The following is a 22,575-nucleotide window of genomic DNA, read 5'->3' on the forward strand; positions in this document are numbered from 1 at the left end:
CCCGCGCATGGCACATCCCCGCGTGCCAGGGTTTTGCCGCCGCGGGCTGATGCCCATATGGCGCACATGATCACCCTATCCGTCCTCGACCTCTCGCCCATCCCCGAAGGCAGCGATGCGGGGCAGGCGCTCCGTAATTCCGCCGATCTGGCGCGGCATGCGGAACAGCTTGGCTACAACCGCTTCTGGATGGCCGAGCACCACAACATGCCCGGCATCGCCAGCGCGGCAACCGCGGTGGCGCTGGCGCATGTGGCGCATGGCACCAGCCGCATCCGCATCGGCGCCGGCGGCGTGATGCTGCCGAACCACGCGCCGCTGCTGGTGGCGGAGCAGTTCGGCACGCTGGCGGCGCTGTATCCCGGCCGCATCGACCTCGGCCTCGGGCGCGCCCCGGGCACGGACGGCCACGCCGCCCAGGCGATGCGCCGCAACCTGACCGCGGATGTCGATGACTTCCCGCGCGACGTGATGGAGCTTCTGGCCTATTTCGAGCCCACCCAGCCGGGCCAAGCGGTGCAGGCCGTGCCCGGCGCCGGGCTGGCGGTGGAGGCCTGGATCCTCGGCTCCTCCACCTATGGCGCGCAGCTCGCCGCCATGCTGGGGCTGCCCTATGCCTTCGCCTCCCACTTCGCCCCGGCGCAGATGCGTGAGGCGATGGAGATCTACCGTGCCCGGTTCCGGCCCTCCGCCCGGCTGGCGGCGCCGCATGTGATGCTCGGCGTGAATGTGGTGGCCGCGCCCACGGATGCGGAGGCGCGCTTCCTGTTCTCCTCCCTGCAGCAGGCCTTCGTGAATCTGCGCACCGGCCGCGCCGGTAAGCTGCCCGCCCCGGTGGAGGGCTACGCTGAGCGGCTGGACCCTCGGGCGCAGGCGATGCTGGACAATGCGCTGTCCTGCTCCATTGTCGGCGGGCCGGAGACGGTGCGGCGGGGCCTGGTGGATTTCGTTGCCCGGACCGGCGCGGATGAGCTGATGGTGACGGCGCAGGTCCACGACCCGGCGGCACGTCTGCGGTCCTTCGGCATTCTGGCGGAGGCGCGTGCGGCGGTGCCCGTCGCCGCCTGAGGCGGCGCGTAGTTAAGCCGCCTGAGGCGGCGCGTAGTTAAGCCGCCTGAGGCGGCGCGTAGTTAAGCCGCCTGAGGCGGCGCGTAGTTAAGCCGCCTGAGGCGGCGCTGCATCCATTTGCGGCCTGGGCCGTTACCCCTCCGGCGCGACCTGCGCCGTGAGAGGAGATCCCGGATGCGCCACGGCGCCGTCGCATGAGTAGCCTGCACCGCCTGCCAAGCCCGGCGCCCCGCGCAGACGCCACATCGCTGCTGATCGCCCTGCGCGATGCCGTTCCCGGCATCGCTGCGGAGGCGGCGACGCTGGATGTCGACGGCGCCTTTCCCGAAGCGGGTCTGGACGCGCTGCGGAACATCGGCTTGCTCGCCGCGCCTTTGCCGCCCGCCCTCGGCGGCGCCGGCTTTGGGACGACGCCCAAAAATGCGACATCGCTGGCCACGGCTTTGCGCCTGGTCGGTCGCGCCAGCCTGCCGCTCGGCCGCTTGTTCGAAGGCCATGTGAATGCGCTGCGCCTGGTCCTGCTCCACGGCAGCCCCGCCCAGGCCGAGGCGGCGGCGCGGGATGCGCGGCAGGGCCGGTTCTTCGGCGTCTGGAACACCGATGGCTTTGGCGAACCGCCCCTGGCCCTGGCGGGTGGGGTGCTGCGCGGGCGCAAGATCCTGTGCTCCGGCGCCGGCTGGGTGGACCGCGCCTTGGTCACCGCACGCGACGACCCCGAGGCGCCGCCACAGATGCTGCTGGTGGAACTGGCGCCGGGCGAGCGGGCGGATCTCTCGCCCTGGCGAGCGCAGGGCATGCGCGCCTCCGCCACCGGCGCCGTGGATTTCACCGGGCTGTCGGCGGATTTGATCGGCCAGAAGGGCGACTATCTGCGCCAGCCCGATTTCTCCGGCGGCGCCTGGCGCTTCGCCGCGGTGCAATGCGGCGGGGTGGAGGCGGTGCTCGGCCTGCTGCGCGCGCATCTGAACCATACCGGCCGCGGTGGCGATCCGCATCAGGCAGCGCGGCTCGGCCAGGCGGCGATGGCGGCGGAGACGGCGCGGCTCTGGGTGGACTCCGCCGCGGAACGCGCCGAAGCCGTAAGCCCGCCCCCGGATACGGTGGCCTATGTGAACCTTGCGCGGCTGGCGGTGGAGCGGGCGGCGCTGGATGTGCTGGAACTGGCGCAGCGCTCCATCGGCCTCCAGGCTTTCATGCGCCCGAACCCGATCGAGCGCGTCGCCCGCGACCTTGCCACCTATCTGCGCCAGCCTGCGCCCGACCGCGCGCTGGTGGGTGCGGCGGCGCATGTGCTGGAGGCGAAAGCGGAGCCCGGCGACCTGTGGGGCTGATGCCGGCCGGGGATTGGCTGCGCGCGGCGGAGCGCGACCTGCCGTGCGGCGCGGACCCTGCCGCACTGCTCGGCGTGGATGGCGCGGCGCTGGTGCTGGCGCCGCATCCGGATGACGAAAGCCTGGGCTGCGGAGGCTTCCTGGCCGCCTGTGCCGGGGCGGGGCGGCGGGTGATGGTGGTGGTGGTCAGCGACGGCGCCGGGTCTCACCCCAACTCCCGCGCCTGGCCGCCGGCGCGGCTTGCCGAGCTGCGCCAGACGGAAACGCGGGATGCGGTGGCGGCGCTGGGCCTGGATGCGGCGCGGGATCTGCATTTCCTGGGGCTGCCGGATCGCAGCGTCCCCCACGAAGGCCCGGCCTTCGAGGCGGCGCTGGCGCGGCTGCTGGAACTGGCACCGGCTTCCTGCACCATCTTCGCCGCCTGGCGGCACGACCCGCATGCCGACCACGCGGCCAGCTTCGTCCTCGCCAGCGCGTTGCGGCAGCGCCGGGGAACGCGGCTTTTCGCCTATCCCGTCTGGGGCCTGGCCCATGCCCATCCCGTGCCCGGCTTCCCGCTGCCCCCGCCACCCGGCCTGCCGGCACCGCCGCGTGGCCATCGTCTGGATGTCTCGGCCTGGCTGCCGGCGAAGCGCCGGGCGATCGCAGCGCACCGGTCCCAACTCGGCCAGGTGGTGAGGGATGATCCTGGCGGCTTCGTGCTGCCCCAGGCCCTGCTGGACCTCGCCTGCCGGCCGCATGAATTGTTCCTGGAGGAGCCGGCATGAGCCTGCCGCCGAATTACTTCGAGGCGCTGTACCAGGCCGACCCCGACCCCTGGCGCTTCGCCGAGAGCGCGTATGAGCGCGGCAAATACGCCGCCACCCTCGCCGCCCTGCCGCGCTCCCGCTACGCCAGCGCCTTCGAGGCAGGGTGCTCCATCGGCGTGCTGACAGCGGCGCTTGCACCACGCTGCGAGGCCCTGCTGGCGGTGGATGCGGCCGCGGCACCGTTGCAGGCGGCGCGGGACCGCTGCGCCGCGCTGCCACAGGTCACGCTGCGCCAGGCGGTGCTGCCGGCGGATTGGCCGGTCGGGACCTTCGACCTGATGCTGTTCTCGGAGGTCCTGTATTACCTCGACCATGACGACCTGCACCGCCTGGCGGCGCAGGCCTCGGCCAGCCTGGCGCCGGGCGGCGACATCCTGCTGGTGCATTGGACCGGGGAGACGGACTACCCGCTGACCGGCGACGCGGCCGCCGAGGCCTTCTGCGCGGCGCTGGCGCCACGCGCCGCCATCACGTGGCAAAGCCGCGCAGATCGCTATCGGCTGGATCTGCTGCGCGGCCGCTGACCAGCGCCTGGCCCATCCGTAGCAGCGCCAGCAGGCTGCGCACGCGCGCGATCTCCACCGGCAATTCGGCCAGGCGCAGCGTGCGGCGGCGCAGCGCGGGGGCGGCGCGCTGCAACTCCTCCCAGGCCGGCCAGAAATGCGGCATGGCGGCAATCGCGCGCAGCCTCTCGCGCGGCAGGCCGAGCGCCAGCGCCAGCCGGGCCGGATCGCCGATGCGCGGCCTTCCGGCATGCAGGCGCCGCAATGCGTAGCGGCAGCGCAGCCGCAGCAGCGCGGCGAGGGCGGGCTCCAGCCTGTCATCAACCGGCGCATCGGGATGCGCCAGGCGCTGGCGGAGCGTATCCGCCATCCCGCCCACGGCCCGCCCCTCGAGGCGGCAGGAGACGATGACCCGTGCCGCCGGGCAGTGCCGCACGCGCAGCCCGGCGCAGAGCAGGGCGTCGAACAGGGCGCGATCCTCCCCCACCGGCACCTCCGGCAGCCCGCCCACCGCGGGGTAGGCGGCAAGGCGCAGTGCGATAGAGGCGCCGGAATGCACGGCGTGGCGGGGCCAGGGGTCGTGCGGGTCGGAATCGACCAGCGTGGCCATCTCCTCCAGCAGCGTGGCGTAGCTGGCCTCCATCGCCTCCCGCCGCCGCAGCGCTTCGGGAAGCAGTGCGACCTCGGCGGGGTCGGGGGCGTAGGTGCCAGCTACCGCATCGGCGCCGGCGGCGAAGGCGGCCAGGTTGGCGGCGATCCAGTTCGGGGTGGCACGGCCATCCGCATCCGTGCTGAGCAGCAGCGCCCCAGCCTCGGGCGCTGCGCCGAACAGGGCGGCACCGGCTTCCATCGCCGCCCGGCGGGCGCCGCCGGCATGTGCGCGGCTGGGTGGCAGGCGGCATTCGGACACCTCCAGCCGATAGGGCAGGCCGGGTGCCAGGCTACGGGCGAGTTCGGCTGTGTCGTCGCCGCAGTTGTTCGCCAGGACCAGCACGGCAACCTCATCCAGCCGCACGCCCCGCTGTTCCGCCAGCGCGGCGAGGCAGGACGGAAGCTGGGGCGCCTCATCCCGGGCCGGGATGGCAATGACGATGCGGGGCGGGGGAAGGGGCGGGATCGGCATGGGAGGTGGCGGGAAAACGCCCCCCAGGCTCAGCCGTTCCCGTCACGGCCCCGTTGGCAGGCTCATGTTACCGTGCCGGTGATGAAATCCGCCGCCCGCTCCGCGATCATCAGCGTGGTCGCGTAGGTGTTGGCGGAGGGCATGGAGGGCATGATGGAGGCGTCCACCACCCGCAACCCGGCCAGCCCATGCACCAGCAGCCGATCGCTGACCACGGCGGAGGGATCCGTCTCCGGCCCCATCCGGGCCGTGCCGATCAGATGGTAGGTGGTGCTGCCGTTCTTCTTGGCGAAATCCAGCAACTCGTCGTCGCCCTGCACCTTCGGCCCGGGCAGCGTCTCGCCATCCAGGTACTGTCCGAGTTCCGGCGTGCCGAGCATCCGCCGCAGCAGCTTCATGCCGCCGAGATGCACGCGGATATCCATCGGGTCCGAGAGGTAGTTCGGGTTGATCTCCGGGTCCTCGAACACGTCGGTGCTGCGCGCGCGCACCCAGCCGGTGCTTTCGGGGCGGTGCTGCCAGGCGCCGGCGGTGACGCCGGGGTAGTCATCCAGCACATAGACCTTGCCCTCGGCATAGCTGCCGGGGGTGAAGACGCATTGCAGGTCGGGCTGGTCGAGGCCTTCGAAACTCTTCCAGAAGACATGCACATGGGAGGGCGTGGTGGCGAGGATGCTCGGCCGCCCGGTGGCCCAGCGGGCGATCTGTGCGCCGAGCTTCAGGCCGCGCGACAGCTCGTTCAGCGTCTCCACCCCGGGCTTGGCGCGCATCACGAAGCGGCTGGCGTAGTGATCCCGAAAGTTGGACCCCACGCCGCGCACGTCCCGGACCACCGGAACGCCGAGCCGCCCCAGCAGATCGGCCGGCCCGATGCCCGAGACCTGCAGCAGTCGCGCCGTGTTCACCGTGCCGGAGCACAAAATCACCTCCCGCCGCGCCAACACCTGCCGCGGCGGCGCATTGCGCGCGGATTGGTAGGCGATGCCGGTGGCGCGGGTGCCCTCGAACAGGATGCGGCTGGCACGGGCGTTGGTGCGGACTTCCAGGTTCGGCCGCTTCATCGCCGGCTTCAGGAAGGCGGTTGCGGCAGAGATGCGGCGGCCGTTGCGGATGGTGCGCTGGTAGTAGCCGACGCCGGCCTGGTGGCCGCTGTTGTAGTCGGGCGCGCGGGGGATGCCGATGCCCTCGCAGCCGCGGATGAAGGCCTCCGAAACCTGGTTGATCCAGTCCATGTCGGTGATCGGGATGCCGTCCGCATTGCGGCCGCGCGTCTCATCCCCAACCCCGATGCGATTCTCGCTGCGCCGGTAATAGGGCAGGCAATCCGCATAGCCCCAGCCGCGATTGCCGCGCTGCGCCCAGCTATCCAGATCCGTCGGCTGGCCTCGATTGTAGATCAAGCCATTGACGGAGGAAGACCCGCCCAGCGTACGCCCCTGGGTCGTGCTGATCCGCCGCCCGCCCGTCATTGGGATGCCCTCGGTCTTGAACTGCCAGGTGACCGCCGGGTTGGACAAGGTCTTGATGAAGCCGGCGGGGATGTGGATGAAGGGGTTGCGGTCCGGCGGCCCGGCTTCCAGCACGCAGACGGTAACGGTGGGATCGGCGCTCAGCCGGTTGGCCAGCACCGATCCGGCAGCACCGGAGCCGACGATGACGTAGTCGAAGCTTTCGGTCACGGCGCGGATTTCAGCAGGACAACGGCCTCGATCTCCACCGCGATGCCGCGCGGCAGGCTGGCCAACCCCACGGCGGAACGTGCCGGGCGGCCGGAGTCGCCGAACACCTCCACGAACAGATCGGTGCAGCCATTGATGACTTCCGGCTGGTGCCCGAAGTCCGGCACGGCGCGCACCATGCCGAGCACCTTCAGGATGGTATCGACCCGGTCGAGCGACCCCAGCGCGCCGCGCATATTGGCCAGCAGGTTGATGCCGCAGAGCCGCGCGGCCTCATACCCCTGCTGCACGTCCAGATCGGCGCCGACCAGCCCGGTGATCGAACTGCCATCCGCCCGCCGCGGCCCGACGCCGGACAGGAACAATAGCCCGCCGCCAATCCGCCAGGGCACGTAATTGCCCATCGGCTTCGGCGATGGCGGCAGTTCCAGGCCGAGTTCGGTCAGGCGGCGTTCGGCAGACATGGGGTGGCTCCGTGGCGAGAAGATGCACCATCCTGCCGGGCAGGGCGCCGCTGATCCATCCCCCGATTCACGGTCACTCCCACTCAATCGTCCCCGGCGGCTTGCTCGTGATGTCGTAGGTCACGCGGTTGATCCCGCGCACCTCGTTCACGATGCGGCCGGCCACGCGCGTCAGGAATTCCATGCTGAACGGATAGACATCCGCCGTCATGCCATCCGTGCTGGTCACGGCGCGCAGCGCGCAGGCGCTGTCATAGGTGCGGCCATCGCCCATCACGCCCACGGTCCGCACCGGCAGCAGCACCGCGAAGGCCTGCCAGATCGCGTCGTACAGGCCGGCGTTGCGGATTTCCTCCAGGTAGATGGTGTCCGCGTGGCGCAGGATATCCGCCTTCTCCGCGGTCACCTCGCCGGGGATGCGGATGGCAAGCCCCGGGCCGGGGAAGGGGTGGCGGCCGACGATGACCTCCGGGATGCCGAGCTCCCGCCCCAGCACGCGGACCTCGTCCTTGAACAGGTCGCGCAGTGGCTCCACCAGCTTCATCCGCATGCCCTCGGGCAGGCCGCCGACATTGTGGTGGGACTTGATCGTCACGCTGGGGCCGCCGGTGGCGGAAACGCTTTCGATCACGTCGGGGTACAGCGTGCCCTGGGCCAGGAAGTCGGCGCCGCCGATGTTCTGCTGTTCCTCCTCGAACACCTCGATGAACAGGCGGCCGATGGTCTTGCGCTTCTTCTCCGGGTCGGTGACGCCGGAGAGCTGGCCGAGGAACAGGTCGCTGGCATCGCGATGCACCAGCTTGATGTTGAAGCGGTCGCGGAAGGTGGCGACCACCTGTTCCGACTCATTGGCCCGCATCAGCCCGTGATCGACATAGATGCAGGTGAGCTGGTCGCCGATCGCCTCATGCAGCAGCACCGCGGCGACGGAGGAATCGACGCCCCCGGAAAGCCCGCAGATCACGCGCCCGCTGCCGACCTGCGCCCGTATTTTTGCGACCATCTCCGCCCGGAAGGCGCCCATGGTCCAGTCGCCGGTGCAGCCGCAGACAATGTGGGAAAAGTTCTTCAGCAGGGCGGCGCCATGCGGCGTGTGCACCACCTCCGGGTGGAACATGGTGCCGTAGTAGCGGCGCTCGTCATTGGCGATGACGGCGAAGGGCGCGCCCTCGCTGGCGGCAACGACCCGGAACCCCTCGGGCAGCCGGGTGATGCGGTCGCCGTGGCTCATCCACACCTGTTCCCGCGCGCCCGGCGCCCAGACGCCCTGGGTGATGGCGCAGTCGCCAGTCACGTCGATATGGGCGCGGCCGAATTCGCGCAGATGGCCGCCCTCCACCAGCCCGCCGAGCTGATGCGCCATGACCTGCTGGCCGTAGCAGATGCCGAGAATCGGCAGCCCCATTCCGAACACCGCCTCCGGCGCGCGGGGGCTGGCTTCCTCCGTCACGCTGGCTGGGCCGCCGGACAGGATGATGCCCTTCGGCGCGAAGGCGCGGATGCGGTCATCCGGCGCGGCGTTGAAGGGCCAGACCTCACAGTACACACCGGATTCGCGGAGGCGGCGCGCGATGAGCTGCGTCACCTGGCTGCCGAAATCGAGTATCAGGATCCGGTCGTGATGCTGCGCGAGCGGGGTGGAAGCGGCATCGGGGGCGGCGTGTGTCATAGCGCCTAACAGCACAGGCACGATGCAGCGACAAGCCGTTTTGCGGCCAGTCAGCCTTCCTCGCGAATCCGCCCCTGGGGCCCGCCCCGGGGCCCTCCCTGGGGCACCGGCGCGGTGGCCGCCAGCAGCGTGTCGATCGGGTCCCATAGCAGGGCGATCTGGTCCACCCCCTGGCCCGCCACCCGGATCATCTCCCGCATCGCCGTGCGGCCGCCGAGGTGGCGGTAGAAGAAACGGCTGGGATTGGCCTCCAGCACCCAGGCCATGGCAGAATTGCAGCCGATGGCCCGCAAATGCGCCGCCATGGCCCGCATCAGGCGCCGGCCGCAGCCACGCTCACGGTAATCATCCAGCACATAAAGGGTCTCCACCTCGCCCTCCGCCAGGCCGCGGCGCCGGGCGCGGCCGCCGGAGGCGAAGCCCACCACCTGCGCCGGGCCGGATTCATCCTCCGGCGTGGAGGTGGCCACGAACACCGCGTGGCCTTCGCGCCGGTCCAGGATGGCGCGCTGGTAGAAGCCGGCCAGCCGGATCTCGGACAGTTCTGCCAGGTAGCCATCCCGCAGGATGCCGGCATAGGCGCTGCGCCAGGCCGCGACATGCACCGCGGCGATCGCCGCGGCATCGCCCGGCCGGGCGCGGCGGATGGAGATCATGAAGGTTGCCGTTGCAGTACGGCGGCGAAGAAGCCATCCGTGCCATGGCTGCCGGGCGACAGCGCCATGTAGGGACCAGGGCCGGGCGCCGCGACGCCGGGTCGCAGCGCGTCCCAGACCTCCGCGAAGGGCATCGCGGTGAAGTCCTGGTGGCGTTCCAGGAAGGCCGCCATCTGCATCTCGTCCTCCTCGGGCAGCAGCGAGCAGGTAGCGTAGACCAGCCTTCCGCCCGGACGCACCAATTCAGATGCATCGTCGAGGATCATCGCCTGCTTCAGCACCAACTCCGCCAGGTCCCGCCCATTGGTGCGGATGCGGGCATCCGGGTTGCGGCGCCAGGTGCCGGTGCCGGTGCAGGGGGCATCCACCAGCACCCGGTCGAATTTGCGCGAGTTGCGCTTGCGCCATTTGTCGCCGGAGGTGAGCAGATGGCGCTCGGCATTGTTCACATCGGCCCGGCGCAGCCGGCGGCCGGCGCCTTCCAGCCGGGCGGCGGAGGTATCGCAGGCCACGATGTGGCCCTTGTTGGCCATGGTCGCGGCCAGCGCCAGGGTCTTGCCCGCGGCGCCGGCGCAGAAATCGGCAACCCGCATGCCGGGGCGCGCATCGGTCAGCAGGGCCACAAGCTGGCTGCCCTCGTCCTGCACCTCGATCAGCCCCTCCAGGAAGGCCTTGGTGGCGGAGACCGGGCGGCGATCGGCGATCCGCATCCCCCAGGGGGAGAGCGGGGTGGGGGTGGCGGCGATGCCCTCCGCCGCCAGCGCGGCCAGCGCCGCCTCCCGCGTCACCTTCAGCAGATTGGCCCGCAGGTCGAGCGGCGCTGGCTCCTCCATCGCCGCGGCTTCCTCGGCCAGCTTGTCGCCAAAGCGGGTGACGAGGCCCGGCATCGCCCATTCCGGTAGGTTCAGCCGCGGCCCGTCCGGCATGCGCGGCAGCACCAGCGGGCGGCCCGCCAGCTTGCCGAGCAGCGCACGCTCCTCCTCCACCAGGGGGGAAGCGGCGAAGCGCTCGCCGGAGAAGTTCTGGTCCACGCCATCTACCGACCAGCCCTCGGCAAGGATCAGATGCGCCCCCAGCAGCAGCCGGGCGGAGGGGCTGGCGATGCCCATTTCGGAAAAATGCCAGGCGAGCCGAAGCCGCTGGCGGATCGCCCCCCAGGCGCGCTCCGAGACGTTCCGCCGGTCCGAGCCGCCGATGTAGCGGCGGGCGCGGAAGAAATCATTGGCGATGGCATCCGCCGGACGGCGGGGGGAGGCCTCGACGGCGGAGAGCAGGTCGATGGCGGCGGAGAGGCGGGCGGCGGGGGTCATGCGGGAAAATCCGGGCGGCCGCGGCGCCGGGGGCGCGGGGCGGACGCGGGCAGGGGGTGGCGCGCCGGGGCTCCGGCGGCGAAGGGCGGCAGACCGGGGCGGCGGGCCCCGGCCGGAACCGTGCGGGCAACATAGACCTTTGCCGCCGTCTCCGCGATGCCGGGCATGCGCGACAATGTTCCGGCATGATTTTCATGTCAGCATGTTTCGCGCCGGGTGGGCTTGATGCGCGGTTTCCGATTAGTTTGCCTCACGCCGCATCAGGCGGTTCGACAAAGGGGTCCTACACCGATGTTCAAATCCATCCTCGCCGCCGGCGCGGTGCTGGCGCTGGTCGCCGGTGGTGCGGTTGCCCAGCAGAAGGGCGCGGCGCCGCAGCAGGCCCAGCAATATCCCGACTGGCGCGCCCAGCCGCGCTACGCCACCGTCAACCTGCGCGCCGGCTTCGAGCCGGACCCGCGGGAGATTCCCGTGGAAGCGGGCGGCGACCGGGAAGCCACCGGCATCGGCCCGGATTGCGCCGGCTGGATCGATTTCTCCAAGCCCGATGTGGACCTGAACTACACCTCCGGCCAGTTCCCGCTGTTCATTTCCGTCGTCGCGAACACCGATACGACGCTGGTGATCAACGATTCGGCCGGCAACTGGCACTGCAACGACGACCTGGACGGGGTGAACCCCGGCATCGTCCTGCAGCGCCCGGCGAGCGGCAACTACAACATCTGGATCGGCACCTTCGAGCGCGGCACGCCGCAGCGCGCGACGCTGCGGATCAGCGAGATCCCGCCGAACCGCTGACACAACGCGCGCCCCGCCCAGGCGGGGCGTGCGATGTCAGCCTTCCAGGCGGTAGTTCGGCGCTTCCCGCGTCACCGCCACATCATGCACATGGCTTTCGCGCAGGCCGGCATTGGTGATGCGGCGGAACTTCGCCTTGGTCTGAAGGTCCTGGATGGTGGCGGCGCCGGTGTAGCCCATGGCCGCGCGCAGGCCGCCGACCATCTGGTGAATCACGGTGCCGACCGGCCCCTTGTAGCCAACGCGGCCCTCGACACCTTCCGGCACCAGCTTCAGCTTGTCCGCCACTTCTGCCTGGAAGTACCGATCCGCGGAGCCGCGCGCCATGGCGCCGAGCGAGCCCATGCCGCGATAGGATTTGTAGGATCGGCCCTGGTACAGGAAGACCTCGCCCGGGGCTTCATCCGTGCCGGCGAAGACGCTGCCCATCATCACGCAATCGGCACCGGCCGCAATCGCCTTGGCGACATCGCCGGAGGACCGGATGCCGCCATCGGCAATTGCCGGCACGCCGCGTTCGCGGCAGGCGGCCGCGCTTTCCAGCACGGCGGTCAGCTGCGGCACGCCGACACCGGCGACGATGCGCGTGGTGCAGATGGAACCCGGGCCAATGCCGATCTTCACCGCATCGGCACCCGCCTCGATCAGCGCCAGCGCGCCTTCTGGGGTTGCAACGTTGCCGGCCACGATCTGCACGGCGTTCGACAGTTTCTTGATGCGCTCCACCGCGCGCAGCACGCCGCCCGAATGGCCATGCGCGGTATCCACCACGAGCACGTCAATATCGGCGGCCACCAGCAGGCCGGCCCGATGGAAGCCATCATCCCCCACGCCTATCGCGGCCGCGGTGCGCAGGCGCCCCATCGGGTCCTTCACCGCATTGGGGTTGGCCTGGGCCTTGTCCATGTCCTTCACGGTGATCAGGCCGACGCAGCGATAGGCCTCGTCCACCACCAGCAGCTTCTCGATGCGGTGCTTGTGCAGCAGCTCCCGCGCCTTGTCCTTGGTAACGTCGGCATCGGCCGTCACCAGGTTTTCCCGCGTCATCAGCTCATAGACCCGCAGGTTCGGGTCTGTGGCGAAGCGGACGTCGCGGTTGGTGATGATGCCGACCAGGCGGCCCGAATCCCGCTCCACCACCGGCACGCCGCTGATCCGGTGCGTTTCCTGCAGCGCGCGGACCTCGGCCAGCGTCTGGTCCGGGTGGATGGTCAGCGGGTTCACCACCATCCCCGACTCGAACTTCTTCACCTGGCGGACCTGGGCGGCCTGGTCTTCCGGGGACAGGTTTTTGTGGATCACGCCGATGCCGCCGGCCTGGGACATGGCAATGGCCATGTTGGCTTCCGTCACCGTATCCATCGCCGCGGCAACCAGCGGGATGTTCAGTGAAATCTCCCGCGTCAGCCGGGTGCGGGTATCCGTCTCGCTCGGCAGCACGGTGGAATAGGCCGGGACGAGCAGCACGTCATCGAAGGCGTAAGCTTCCTCGAACCTGGCGCGAAAGGCGGCCTCGCGGTTCGTGGAGGTGCCAGGGGATTTAGCAGGGGTATTCGTGTCTGGGGGCGCCATGGCGGGAACCTCTTTCGATCCGCAACCTTGGCGGCCCCGCCTACACCGGTTCCGGGTGCGGCGTCCATAGTGGGAAAATGTCAGGCCGGCTTGCCGCCGCGAAAGCCTGTCGCCACCACATACAGCTCCGCGCTGTCCTTCCGGCTGGCGGGCGGCTTGGCGTGGCGCACCACGACGAAGTCGCGCTTCAGCGTGGCGAGGAATTCCTTCTCCGACCCACCCGCCAGCACCTTGGTGACGAAGCCGCCACCCGGCGCCAACACCCTTCCGGCGAAATCCAGCGCAATTTCGGCGAGCGCCATGATGCGGAGGTGGTCCGTCGCGTTGTGGCCGGTGGTGTTGGGCGCCATGTCGGACAGCACCAGGTCGGCCTGGCCATTGAGCGCGGCCAGCACGCGCTGTTCCGCCTCGGCATCCTGGAAGTCGCCCTGCATCAGGATGGCGCCCGGAATCGGGTCCACCACCAGCAGGTCGATACCGACCACGCGGGTGGCCTTGCGCGCCAGCGCCACCTGGGTCCAGCCACCAGGCGCCGCGCCGAGGTCCACGACGCGGGATCCGGGCTTCAGCAGATGGAACTTGTCATCCATCTGTTCCAGCTTGAAGGCGGCGCGGGACCGCAGGCCGCGGGCCTTGGCCTCCTTCACATAAGGGTCGTTCAACTGCCGCTCCAGCCAGCGCTGGCTGCCGATGGTGCGGCCCTTGGCGGTTTTCAGGCGATCGGCGAGCTGGCGCGTGGTGCCGGAAAGTTTTCCGGCCGAGGATTTACCGGCTGCAGATTTACCGGGAGGGGTTGGGGACTTGGCCATGGAAAGGCTTTACGCCCTCTGCGGCCATCCCGGAATGCCCATGCACACCCGCGCCGCGCAATCAGGCTTCGTCGCGCCAACGCTTGATGGACGCGCGGCCGACACGAAGCTCCTTCGCGATGGCGGAGACGGTCTTGCCCGCGGCCAGCATTGCCTTCGCCTGGGCCATCTTGCTGTCCGGCGTCGGCTGGGCGGCGGCTGGCGCCGGCTCGACCGCAGGCGCAGCTGCCGTGGCTGCGGGCAGCGCTGCCACCGGCTGCTCCGGCGCATCCTCCAGCGTCCATTGCTCATCTAGAGCATAGATGATGTGGCCCGGAATCGGAGCCCCCTTCAAAACAGCATTCCGGACGATGAAAAAACGACCTTCGAGTGGAAAATCCGGCGCCTTGATGACATCGCCCCTGGCGACGCGGAGCTTGTCTGTGTCTGGTTGAACCTTGCTGTGCTTGTTTCGGTCCGCCTTAAGATGCGTGTCGATTTTGGCTATCAGATGATACGGCATCGGCGATCCTAGTAAGAATGGAAAACGACTGGCAACTGAAGGGCGACCTACCTGAATGGCAAGGGCGCCGCAAAAACAGCAGGAATAGTAATTCGCTCAACGATCCGCCGCCAGCGGCGGCTTTGCCGGGTCGTGTTGGTCCGTCAGCCGCAACCGGGCCATAAGCGGCCGGGCCGGCGCTGCGTGGCGCGATCCAGCCGCATCAGCCGCAGCAGAATCCCCTCCCGCAGCCCGCGGTCGGCCACCGTCAGCCGCGGCACCGGCCAGACGCGGCGGATGGCGGCATAGACGGCGCAGCCCGGCAGAACGAAATCCACCCGCTCCGGCCCAACGCAGGGGTGGGCGGCCAGCCCGTCCCGGCCCAGCGCGAACAGGTCGCCCAGCGCCTGGTCGGCGTCGCACGCCTCCAGCACCTGGCCATCGACCAGCAGGCGGCGGTAGCGCGGCAGCGCCATGGCGACGCCGGCCAGTGTGGTGACGGTGCCGGAGGTGCCCATCAGCCGCACCCCGCCGGCGCGGATTTCCTGGCCGATGCAATGCACCGCATCGAAGCCACGCAGCCGCGCCGCCACCTCATCCACCACCGCATGAAAGCCCGCCTCCGTGAAGCAGGACGGGCCGCAGCGTTCGGACAAGGTGACGACGCCGACGGGGACGGAGATGGTGCCGATCAGCTCCGGCACCCGGCGGCCCGGATGGATGCGAATCCAGGCAATTTCGGTCGATCCACCGCCGATATCGAACAGCAGGGCGCGGCGGTCGCAGGCCTCCAGCAGCGGGGCGCAGCTTTCCATCGCCAGCTCCGCCTCCTCCCGCGCCGAGATGATCCGCAGGCGCAGGCCGGTCTCGGCCTCGACCCGCGCGACGAATTCCGGGCCGTTGCCGGCACGGCGGCAGGCTTCCGTGGCCACCGCCAGCAGGCCGCGCACCGGGCGGCGGGCCAGCTTGTTGGCGCAGGCGTGCAGCGCCGTCAGCGCCCGGTCCATGGCCGCGTCGGACAGCCGGCCGGTGGCGCCGAGTCCCTCACCCAGCCGCACGATCCGGGAAAAACTATCCACCACCCGGAAGTTGAAGGGTGCCCCGGTTCGCGTTGTCGCCCCCGCGCCGGTGCCCCAATGCGGCGTGCCGATCAGCAGGCGGCAGTTGTTGGTGCCAAGATCGAGGGCCGCGAATGCGCTGGATCCCTGATTCGGCTGCCATCCCGGCAGCGGCAGGCATGCCTCGCCCGGTCGGGCGATGCAGTCTGTCGGCTGGAAGGGGAGGGGCGCGTCGTCGGGCATGTCCTCAACCAAATGGGTTGCCGGGCGGGTGATCCGTAGCCCCTGGCAGAAATGCCGGTGGCCCGTGGGCGCCCGGCGCATGATCCGGCGGGCGGGCGGCAGGGGCAAGGCATTTCGCAGCGGCGGCGTGGTTGCCTGCCTCGAAGTCGCATGCTAATTCGCCGCTCCCGACGGTTGTGGCGCAGGCCGGACCGTGCTGGTGGGGGATAGTTTAACGGTAGAACTCCCGACTCTGACTCGGGCAGTCTTGGTTCGAATCCAGGTCCCCCAGCCATTTCGGCAGCACATGGCCGCCTCAGATCGCCGCCGCCGGCTCCACCAGCAGCACATGCCGCCCGGGCAGCGCCAGCACCACGCTCAATCCCACCGGCGCCCAGTCCCAGGTAACGCGACCACCGAGCTGCGACCGCACGGTACCGTCCACCACGCGCGTCCCAAAGCCGCGCCGGGCGGGTGGGGCGTGCAGCGTGGGGCCGCCGGATTCGGTCCAGGCCAGCTCCAACAGCCCCTGTTCGTCATGGCCCGGCGGCCCCGGCAGCAGTTGCCAGGTCACTGCCAGCCGGCCATCCGGGCAGGATAGCGCGCCGTATTTGGTCGCATTCGTCGCCAACTCATGCACCGCCATGGCCAGCGGCTGCACCGCGTTCGGGGCCAGAATCACGGGCGGGCCGTCCAGCCTCGCCCTCGGCAGGCCCGGCGCGGCCTGCCCGCCCTCAGCGGTCGATACGAAGGCGGCCAGCGCGCCGTCCAGCATCTCCCGCAGCGGGATGCCGGACCAGCTGGTCTCGGACAGCAGGGTCTGGGCGCGGGCCAGCGCATCGATGCGCCCTTCCACGGCGGCGGCGTAATAGGCCGCATCGTCCCGCGGGGTCAGGCGCAGTGCGGCCTTCACCACGGCGAGGGCATTCTTCGCCCGATGGTCCACCTCCCGCAGCAGCAGGAACTGGCGTTCCTCCGCAATCCGGCGCGCGGTGACGTCGACGGCGCCGCCGACCAGCCAGGCTGGTGCGCCGGTCGACGGGTCGCGGGTGACCTGGCCGCGGTCCCACAGCCAGGCCCATCCGCCATCGGCGCGGGCCACGCGATACTCCACGGCGAAGCTGTGCCGGTCCGCCTCCTCCTGCACCGCGAGGAGCACGGCATCCACCCGGTCGCGATCCTCCGGGTGGATGCGGGCCAGCCATTCCTCGGCCGAGAGCGTCGCGGCATGGCCGAGCAGCGCATCGGCGCCGCCGGTGCGCTCGACGCGGCCGGTGGCGAATTCCCACTCATAGACGAAGCCCGCCATGGCCGCGGTCGCTACGGCAAAGCGCGCCTCCGCCCGGCGACGCTCATTGATGTCGATGTCGATTCCCACCATCCGCGCCGGCTTGCCGCCCTCGGCGGGGTAGAGCCGGGCCCGGCAAAACAGCCAGACCTGCTCCCTCCGGCCGTCCGCCCGGCGGCGGAAGACGCGGAACTCGACGGTCATCGTGCCCTCCGTCAGCCCGTCGAGGATGGCGGAGCGCAGCATCGCGCGGTCCTTGGGGTGCACCATCGCCATGAAGCCATCGAGGGTGCCGCTATCCGCATCGCGTTCATGATGCAGGCCGAGCAGGGCAAACATCTCCTCGGACCAGTGCAGCCGGCCGGATTCCGGCTCCCAGGACCAGGACCCGGCGCCGGCGGCCTGCTGGGCCAGGCGCAGCATGCTCTCCCGCTCCCGTAGGTCGCGCGTGCGGTCCTCCACCCGGCGCTCCAGCGCGGCGTTGGTGGCGACCAGAGCGGCCTGCCGGCGCAGCGCCACGCGCGCCAGCAGCAGCAGCAGCAGCAGCAGGGTGGACCCCAGGGAGAGCACGGCCTGCGGCGCCACCGTCTGCCGCCACGCCGCTACCACCGCGGGTCTCGCCCGCGCTGCCGCGGCATAGACGGGCCAATCCCCGCCGACCCGCCGCAGCGCCGCGACCCGTTCCACCCCATCGGTGCGCGAGGGCCGGGCCTCGATGATCCGGGGTAGGCCCAACACCATGCTCGCTACCGCCGGTGAATCCGGCGCCAGGCGCATGGCTTCGGGGGCCAGGTCGCCGAAGTCGCCGGAGCGCGCTAGCAGGACCCCATCCGTGCGGATCAGCGCCACCCGATCACCCTCCGCGGCGCCCAGTGCCCCCAGTGCCGCACTGGCATGATCGAGGTAGATCGAGGCGACGAGAACCCCGTCATAGGCGCCGGGCTCGGCCCCGTTATCCGCCCCGACCCGCCGTGCGGCCACCGAGAAATAGGGCCGACCCGTGGTGCGGCCGACATAGATGCGGCTGACATGCACCCAGGGGGCATCCGGCGGCCGCAGTGCCTGGTTGAACTCCCGCGCCTGGATCACCGGATTCGGTCCCGGGGCCGGCAGCAGGTTGCTGGCCACCAGCGCATCGCCGTTGCGGTCATAGGCCAAGATGTAGAAAGCGGCTTGATCCGCCGGCTCCCGCTCCGCCGCAATGCCGGCCAGCGACCGGTTCAGTTCGCTCTGCCGCGCCCTGACCTCGGCATCGCTGAGGCCGGCCAGAAGCTCATTCGCCCGTTGCAGCCGCAGCACCTGGCCTTCCAGCAGGCAACGGGCATATTCGGCGGCCGCGTCGGCGGTGCGGGTGACCTCCAGCTCCGCCCCGCGCCAGGCCTGGTCCCAGCTGCGCCAGGCGGAGACGGCAAAGATCAGCAGAGGCGCCAGCACCGCGGCCGCCAGACCCCAATGCAGCGCCGTGATGCGGCGCAGCGCGCGAGGTCCGTCCGCCTCAAGGACCGGCGATGACGACGTCGCGTCTGGATGGGGCGCAGCCTGGTCCAAATCTCATTCGCTCTACGGGGGCCAAAGACTGGGGCAAAGCCCGGCACGGCAGGTCTGGCGACTCACGTTCAGGTGAAGCAGAACACCACAACATTAAGGGATGCACCCATGGCCGCGCCAATCATGATCTACGGGATCAAGAACTGCGATACGATGAAGAAGGCGCGTGGCTGGCTGGAGTTGCACGGCGTGGCCTGCACGTTTCACGACTACCGGCAATCCGGCATCCCGGCCGGGCTGCTGGAGGGTTGGGTGGCGCAGGTCGGCTGGCCCGCCCTGCTGAACCGCGCCGGCACCACCTTCCGCAACTTGCCGGAGACGGAGCGGGAGGGGCTGGACGAGGCCCGCGCCATCGCCCTGATGCACAGCTATCCCGCCATCATCAAGCGCCCGGTCCTGCCGCGGGCGGGCGGCCTGCTGATCGGCTTCAAGCCGGAGACCTATGCCGCGGTGTTTGGGAGCCCCGGCCCGGCTTGACGCGAACACCGGCACGTCCTGACGCACCAAGCCGCGCGTCTTGACGCGAACACCCGCGCGTCTTGACGCGACCCAGCATGGCGCGGACCGTCCGGGACGCATTGCACAGGATTGCCCCATGCCCGACGCCGCCCTGCTCGACCGCCTTCGCCACGCCGTGGAAGCAGGCTTTGCGCGGGAGACCGCCTTCCTGCAGGAGCTGGTGCGCTTCCCCAGCCTGCGGGGGCGGGAGGCACCGTTGCAGGACTGGTTCGCCCGGCAGATGGCCGGCCGCGGCTACGACGTGGACCGTTTCAGCCTGGCCGATGTGCCGGCGCATCCCAAGACCGCGCCCATGGTGGATGCCGACCCCGGCGCCAGCATCCAGGTGGTCGCCACGCACCGTCCCGCGAATCCCACCGGTCGCAGCCTGATCCTGCAGGGCCATATCGACGTGGTGCCGGAAGGCCCGCATGAGATGTGGACCCACCCGCCCTACGCCGCCGTGATCCGCGATGGCTGGATGTATGGCCGCGGCGCGCATGACATGAAGGCCGGCGTCGCCGCCATGGTCTTCGCCATGGATGCGATCCGCGAAGCCGGGCTGGAGCCCGCCGCGGATGTGTACCTCCAGACGGTGACGGAGGAGGAAAGCACCGGCAACGGCGCGCTCGCCACCCTGCTGCGCGGCTACCGCGCCGAGGCCGCGCTGATCCCGGAGCCCACGGCCCATTCCATCACCCGCGCCCAGACCGGCACCATCTGGTTCCGCCTGAAGGTGCGCGGCGTGCCGGTGCATGTGATGGTGGCGCAGGATGGCAGCAACGCCATCATGTCCGCCTACGCGCTGATCAATGCGCTGTACGCGCACACCAAGGCGCTGAACCAGGCCGGGCGCGACAATGCCTGGTACGGCGCGGTGCCGGACCCGATCAAGTTCAACCCCGGCATCATCCGCGGCGGCGACTGGGCTTCCTCGACCCCCGCCTGGTGCGAGGTGGATTGCCGCATCGGCCTGCTGCCTGGCACGACCCCGGAGGAGGCCATGGCCGGCGTCGAGGCTGCGGTGCGGGCGGCGGCCAAGGGCGACGCCTTCCTCGCCAACAACCCGCCCGAGATCACGTTCCACGGTTTCCAGACCGACCCATACGTCCTGGAGCCGGGCTCCGAGGCCGAGGCGGTGCTGGCCGCCGCGCATGCGGCCGTGCATGGGGGGGAGATGCCGGCGCGGCTGTCCACCGCAGTGAACGACACTCGGTATTACGGCCTGTACTTCGCCATCCCCGGCCTGTGCTACGGCCCGAAGGGGGAGATGGCGCATGGCTTCGATGAGCGGACCTCCCTGGCGGACCTCAAGACCTGCACGCTGACCATTGCCGCCTTCATCGCCGATTGGTGCGGGGTGCGCCCGGCGGCATGACGGCCGAGGCGCGGCTTCTTGCCCTGGCGCGAGCCAGTCCGGTGAATGCCGCGCTGTTGGAAATTCTGCCGTCGCTCGGCCTGAACCAGGGCCATCTAACCGCCGGCTGCCTGTTCCAGGAGGTCTGGAACCACCGCGCCGGCCGGCCGGTGGGCTGGGGCATCCGCGACTACGACGTGTTCTACTTCGACGACGGCGACCTGTCCTTCGAGGCGGAGGATGCGGTGATCCGCCGGGTGCGCCAGGCCACGGCGCATCTGGCGGTGGAGGTGGAGGTGCGGAACCAGGCGCGGGTGCATCTGTGGTACCCGCAGCGCTTCGGCCCAGGCTATCCGCAGTTGCGCTCGGCGCGGGACGGAATTGACCGCTACCTGGTGGCCTGCACCTGCATCGGGATCGAATTGGCCACCGGCATGCTGTATGCGCCGCGCGGACTGGCGGAGCTGGAGGCCGGGATGCTGAGGCCCAATCCGCGCAATGACCGGCCGGACCTGTTTCGCGCCAAGGCCGAGGCCTATCGGGCACGCTGGCCGTTCCTGACCATCCTGGACGAGTGAACAAGCCCTTCACGCGGGCGTCCCGGCGCGGCAGAACCACGGCAGATTGAGGGGCACGACGCCTTGGAAAACATTCTCGCAACCTCGGTCTTCTACGAGGTCGCCGCCCTGCTGGTGCTGGGCGCCGCGGTGGGCCTGGTGGCGCTGCTGCTGCGCCAGCCGCTGATCGTCGGCCTGATCGCCGCCGGCATTCTGGCCGGCCCGGCGGCGCTCGGCATTGCCCGATCCGATGAATACATCACGCTGCTGTCGGAACTCGGCATCGCGGTGCTTCTGTTCCTGGTGGGGCTGAAACTCGACCTCAGTCTGGTCCGCAACCTGGGCCGTGTGGCGCTGGCAACCGGCCTCGGCCAGGTCGCCTTCACCGCCATCATCGGCTACGCGCTGTGCATTCTGCTGGGGCTTGGGGCGCTGGAGAGCGTGTATGTCGCGGTCGCGCTGACCTTCTCCAGCACCATCATCATCGTCAAGCTGCTATCCGACAAACGCGAGATCGACAGCCTGCACGGCCGCATCGCGCTCGGCTTCCTCATCGTGCAGGACATCTTCGTGGTGCTGGCCATGGTGGTGGTCTCGGCGATGGCGGCCGGGGCGGGGGAGGCCTCGGCCATGGCCGGGCTGGCGCGGGTGCTGGCCGGCGGCGTGGGGATGCTGGTGGCGGTCGGCCTCATCATCCGCTTCGTCGCCGGGCCGCTGACCGCGCGGCTGGCGCGCGCGCCGGAACTGCTGGCCGGCTTCGCCATCGGCTGGGCGGCGCTGCTGGCGGCGGTCGGCGATTATGTCGGGCTGGGCAAGGAGTTGGGCGGACTGCTTGCCGGCGTCGCCCTGGCCTCCACTCCGTACCGGGAGGCGATCGCGGCGCGGCTGTCGAGCCTGCGCGACTTCCTGCTGCTGTTCTTCTTCATCGCGCTCGGCTCGCGGCTCGACCTCGCCTCGATGGGGGAACAGGTGGGCGCGGCGCTGGCTCTGTCCGCCTTCGTGCTAATCGGCAATCCGCTGATCGTCGTGGCGATCATGGGCTATATGGGCTACCGGCGCCGCACCGGGCTGCTGGCCGGGCTGACGGTCGCGCAGATCAGCGAATTCTCGTTGATCTTCATGGCGATGGGCGTGGCGCTGGGCCATGTCGCGGAACCGGCGCTGGGGCTGGTGACGCTGGTCGGATTGGTGACCATCGCGCTGTCCACCTACATGATCACCCACTCGCACAAATTGGCGGCCTGGCTCGACGCGCCTTTGCGGGTCTTCGAGCGGGAGCATCCGTGGCGGGAAGCGCTGGAGGCCGGGGATGCGAGCGTGGCCGCGGAGAAGGCCGATGTCGTTCTGTTCGGCCTCGGCCGTTTCGGCTGCAACATCGCCCTGCACCTGCGCGCGCGGGGGCTGACGGTGCTCGGCGTGGATTTCGACCCGGAGGCGGTGCGCCAGTGGCACGAACAGGGCTTCGCCGCGCTGTATGGCGATGCCTCCGACCCCGAACTGATCGCGGCCCTGCCGCTGGAGGGCGCGCGCTGGGCCGTCTCCGCCATTCCCGCCCGCACCGGCGGGGTGACGCATGAGGATCACCGCCTGGCGCTGATAGACGCGCTGCGGGCGCAGCATTTCGCCGGTGGTATCGCGGTGACGGCGCATGCGGAGAAAGAGGCAGCTGCGCTGCGCCAGCGCGGCGCCGCCCTCGTGCTGCTGCCGTTCCGGGATGCGGCGGACCGGGCGGCGGAATTGCTGGCGGCGCCGCCCGCCGGCTGATCCGGCGGGCG

The 22,575-nt window shown here is 70.3% G+C and carries 20 protein-coding genes and 1 tRNA gene; 10 read left to right on the forward strand and 11 right to left on the reverse strand.

Features of this window, described 5'->3' with window-relative positions; translation table 11 throughout:
* Positions 1 to 66 precede the first annotated feature (66 nt).
* From ACFHNC_RS04435 to ACFHNC_RS04450, 4 genes are all read left to right on the forward strand, one after another.
* The gene (locus ACFHNC_RS04435; RefSeq protein ID WP_437168222.1) at positions 67 to 1,068 is read left to right on the forward strand and encodes an LLM class flavin-dependent oxidoreductase; all 1,002 of its coding nucleotides are present in this window, start codon (positions 67 to 69) and stop codon (positions 1,066 to 1,068) included.
* Positions 1,069 to 1,262: 194 nt separating this feature from the next.
* A complete protein-coding gene (locus ACFHNC_RS04440) occupies positions 1,263 to 2,399 on the forward strand; it encodes an acyl-CoA dehydrogenase family protein (RefSeq protein WP_437168010.1) in 1,137 nt (378 codons plus the stop codon).
* On the forward strand, positions 2,399 to 3,166 hold the full coding sequence (locus ACFHNC_RS04445) for a PIG-L deacetylase family protein (protein ID WP_437168011.1): 768 nt from the start codon (positions 2,399 to 2,401) through the stop codon (positions 3,164 to 3,166). The genes ACFHNC_RS04440 and ACFHNC_RS04445 overlap by 1 nt, the downstream gene beginning before the upstream one ends.
* Positions 3,163 to 3,732, forward strand: a complete 570-nt coding sequence (locus ACFHNC_RS04450; protein ID WP_437168012.1) for an SAM-dependent methyltransferase — start codon at positions 3,163 to 3,165, stop codon at positions 3,730 to 3,732. The genes ACFHNC_RS04445 and ACFHNC_RS04450 overlap by 4 nt, the downstream gene beginning before the upstream one ends.
* Here ACFHNC_RS04450 and ACFHNC_RS04455 read toward each other — a convergent pair.
* From ACFHNC_RS04455 to ACFHNC_RS04480, 6 genes are all read right to left on the reverse strand, one after another.
* Positions 3,677 to 4,834: a glycosyltransferase gene (locus ACFHNC_RS04455; RefSeq protein WP_437168013.1), complete on the reverse strand. Its 1,158-nt coding sequence runs from the start codon at positions 4,832 to 4,834 to the stop codon at positions 3,677 to 3,679. The genes ACFHNC_RS04450 and ACFHNC_RS04455 overlap by 56 nt on opposite strands.
* 62 nt (positions 4,835 to 4,896) lie before the next feature.
* Positions 4,897 to 6,513, reverse strand: coding sequence for a GMC family oxidoreductase (locus ACFHNC_RS04460; protein ID WP_437168014.1), 1,617 nt, complete (start codon positions 6,511 to 6,513; stop codon positions 4,897 to 4,899).
* Positions 6,510 to 6,977: a RidA family protein gene (locus ACFHNC_RS04465; RefSeq protein ID WP_437168015.1), complete on the reverse strand. Its 468-nt coding sequence runs from the start codon at positions 6,975 to 6,977 to the stop codon at positions 6,510 to 6,512. Before ACFHNC_RS04465 ends, ACFHNC_RS04460 begins: the two co-directional genes overlap by 4 nt.
* 73 nt (positions 6,978 to 7,050) lie before the next feature.
* The gene (guaA, locus tag ACFHNC_RS04470; RefSeq protein ID WP_437168016.1) at positions 7,051 to 8,646 is read right to left on the reverse strand and encodes a glutamine-hydrolyzing GMP synthase; all 1,596 of its coding nucleotides are present in this window, start codon (positions 8,644 to 8,646) and stop codon (positions 7,051 to 7,053) included.
* 50 nt (positions 8,647 to 8,696) lie between these two features.
* Positions 8,697 to 9,302 (reverse strand): N-acetyltransferase family protein, encoded by a 606-nt coding sequence (locus tag ACFHNC_RS04475; RefSeq protein ID WP_437168017.1) that lies wholly within the window; start codon positions 9,300 to 9,302, stop codon positions 8,697 to 8,699.
* Positions 9,299 to 10,612, reverse strand: coding sequence for an RsmB/NOP family class I SAM-dependent RNA methyltransferase (locus tag ACFHNC_RS04480; protein WP_437168018.1), 1,314 nt, complete (start codon positions 10,610 to 10,612; stop codon positions 9,299 to 9,301). Before ACFHNC_RS04480 ends, ACFHNC_RS04475 begins: the two co-directional genes overlap by 4 nt.
* Positions 10,613 to 10,903: 291 nt before the next feature.
* Here ACFHNC_RS04480 and ACFHNC_RS04485 point away from each other — a divergent pair, with 291 nt between their 5' ends.
* Complete coding sequence (locus tag ACFHNC_RS04485; RefSeq protein ID WP_437168019.1) at positions 10,904 to 11,410, forward strand: hypothetical protein; 507 nt, start codon at positions 10,904 to 10,906, stop codon at positions 11,408 to 11,410.
* A 36-nt stretch (positions 11,411 to 11,446) separates the two neighbouring features.
* Here ACFHNC_RS04485 and guaB read toward each other — a convergent pair whose 3' ends face one another.
* The 4 genes from guaB to ACFHNC_RS04505 all read right to left on the reverse strand — a co-directional run bounded on the left by guaB (position 11,447) and on the right by ACFHNC_RS04505 (position 15,573).
* Positions 11,447 to 12,982 (reverse strand): IMP dehydrogenase, encoded by a 1,536-nt coding sequence (gene guaB / locus ACFHNC_RS04490; RefSeq protein ID WP_437168020.1) that lies wholly within the window; start codon positions 12,980 to 12,982, stop codon positions 11,447 to 11,449.
* Between the two features lie 80 nt (positions 12,983 to 13,062).
* On the reverse strand, positions 13,063 to 13,791 hold the full coding sequence (locus tag ACFHNC_RS04495; protein WP_437168021.1) for an RlmE family RNA methyltransferase: 729 nt from the start codon (positions 13,789 to 13,791) through the stop codon (positions 13,063 to 13,065).
* Positions 13,792 to 13,852: 61 nt separating this feature from the next.
* Positions 13,853 to 14,293, reverse strand: a complete 441-nt coding sequence (locus tag ACFHNC_RS04500) for a helix-turn-helix domain-containing protein (RefSeq protein WP_437168022.1) — start codon at positions 14,291 to 14,293, stop codon at positions 13,853 to 13,855.
* Between the two features lie 143 nt (positions 14,294 to 14,436).
* Positions 14,437 to 15,573: a Ppx/GppA phosphatase family protein gene (locus ACFHNC_RS04505; protein ID WP_437168023.1), complete on the reverse strand. Its 1,137-nt coding sequence runs from the start codon at positions 15,571 to 15,573 to the stop codon at positions 14,437 to 14,439.
* A 200-nt stretch (positions 15,574 to 15,773) separates the two neighbouring features.
* Between ACFHNC_RS04505 and ACFHNC_RS04510 the strand changes: the two genes are divergently transcribed.
* Positions 15,774 to 15,847 (forward strand) — tRNA-Gln (locus tag ACFHNC_RS04510).
* Positions 15,848 to 15,868: 21 nt separating this feature from the next.
* Here the strand turns inward: ACFHNC_RS04510 and ACFHNC_RS04515 are convergent.
* Complete coding sequence (locus ACFHNC_RS04515; RefSeq protein ID WP_437168024.1) at positions 15,869 to 18,388, reverse strand: sensor histidine kinase; 2,520 nt, start codon at positions 18,386 to 18,388, stop codon at positions 15,869 to 15,871.
* Positions 18,389 to 18,496: 108 nt separating this feature from the next.
* On the opposite strand from ACFHNC_RS04515, the gene ACFHNC_RS04520 reads away from it, so the two are divergent.
* The 4 genes from ACFHNC_RS04520 to ACFHNC_RS04535 all read left to right on the forward strand — a co-directional run bounded on the left by ACFHNC_RS04520 (position 18,497) and on the right by ACFHNC_RS04535 (position 22,564).
* Entirely contained in the window at positions 18,497 to 18,865 is a 369-nt protein-coding gene (locus ACFHNC_RS04520; RefSeq protein WP_437168025.1) for an ArsC family reductase, read from the forward strand.
* A gap of 118 nt (positions 18,866 to 18,983) precedes the next feature.
* Complete coding sequence (locus ACFHNC_RS04525; protein WP_437168026.1) at positions 18,984 to 20,264, forward strand: ArgE/DapE family deacylase; 1,281 nt, start codon at positions 18,984 to 18,986, stop codon at positions 20,262 to 20,264.
* On the forward strand, positions 20,261 to 20,821 hold the full coding sequence (locus ACFHNC_RS04530; RefSeq protein ID WP_437168027.1) for a nucleotidyltransferase family protein: 561 nt from the start codon (positions 20,261 to 20,263) through the stop codon (positions 20,819 to 20,821). Before ACFHNC_RS04525 ends, ACFHNC_RS04530 begins: the two co-directional genes overlap by 4 nt.
* Before the next feature lie 63 nt (positions 20,822 to 20,884).
* On the forward strand, positions 20,885 to 22,564 hold the full coding sequence (locus tag ACFHNC_RS04535; protein WP_437168028.1) for a cation:proton antiporter: 1,680 nt from the start codon (positions 20,885 to 20,887) through the stop codon (positions 22,562 to 22,564).
* Positions 22,565 to 22,575 lie beyond the last annotated feature (11 nt).

Origin of the sequence: Falsiroseomonas sp. E2-1-a4, assembly GCF_051433165.1 — a bacterium.
Lineage (GTDB): Bacteria > Pseudomonadota > Alphaproteobacteria > Acetobacterales > Acetobacteraceae > Falsiroseomonas.

Coding starts and splice junctions, on each gene's coding strand:
- ACFHNC_RS04435 (WP_437168222.1), top strand. CDS start 67: ATGATCACCCTATCCGTCCTCGACCTCTCGCCCATCCCCGAAGGCAGC.
- ACFHNC_RS04440 (WP_437168010.1), top strand. CDS start 1,263: ATGAGTAGCCTGCACCGCCTGCCAAGCCCGGCGCCCCGCGCAGACGCC.
- ACFHNC_RS04445 (WP_437168011.1), top strand. CDS start 2,399: ATGCCGGCCGGGGATTGGCTGCGCGCGGCGGAGCGCGACCTGCCGTGC.
- ACFHNC_RS04450 (WP_437168012.1), top strand. CDS start 3,163: ATGAGCCTGCCGCCGAATTACTTCGAGGCGCTGTACCAGGCCGACCCC.
- ACFHNC_RS04455 (WP_437168013.1), bottom strand. CDS start 4,834: ATGCCGATCCCGCCCCTTCCCCCGCCCCGCATCGTCATTGCCATCCCG.
- ACFHNC_RS04465 (WP_437168015.1), bottom strand. CDS start 6,977: ATGTCTGCCGAACGCCGCCTGACCGAACTCGGCCTGGAACTGCCGCCA.
- guaA (WP_437168016.1), bottom strand. CDS start 8,646: ATGACACACGCCGCCCCCGATGCCGCTTCCACCCCGCTCGCGCAGCAT.
- ACFHNC_RS04475 (WP_437168017.1), bottom strand. CDS start 9,302: ATGATCTCCATCCGCCGCGCCCGGCCGGGCGATGCCGCGGCGATCGCC.
- ACFHNC_RS04480 (WP_437168018.1), bottom strand. CDS start 10,612: ATGACCCCCGCCGCCCGCCTCTCCGCCGCCATCGACCTGCTCTCCGCC.
- ACFHNC_RS04485 (WP_437168019.1), top strand. CDS start 10,904: ATGTTCAAATCCATCCTCGCCGCCGGCGCGGTGCTGGCGCTGGTCGCC.
- guaB (WP_437168020.1), bottom strand. CDS start 12,982: ATGGCGCCCCCAGACACGAATACCCCTGCTAAATCCCCTGGCACCTCC.
- ACFHNC_RS04495 (WP_437168021.1), bottom strand. CDS start 13,791: ATGGCCAAGTCCCCAACCCCTCCCGGTAAATCTGCAGCCGGTAAATCC.
- ACFHNC_RS04500 (WP_437168022.1), bottom strand. CDS start 14,293: ATGCCGTATCATCTGATAGCCAAAATCGACACGCATCTTAAGGCGGAC.
- ACFHNC_RS04505 (WP_437168023.1), bottom strand. CDS start 15,573: ATGCCCGACGACGCGCCCCTCCCCTTCCAGCCGACAGACTGCATCGCC.
- ACFHNC_RS04520 (WP_437168025.1), top strand. CDS start 18,497: ATGGCCGCGCCAATCATGATCTACGGGATCAAGAACTGCGATACGATG.
- ACFHNC_RS04525 (WP_437168026.1), top strand. CDS start 18,984: ATGCCCGACGCCGCCCTGCTCGACCGCCTTCGCCACGCCGTGGAAGCA.
- ACFHNC_RS04530 (WP_437168027.1), top strand. CDS start 20,261: ATGACGGCCGAGGCGCGGCTTCTTGCCCTGGCGCGAGCCAGTCCGGTG.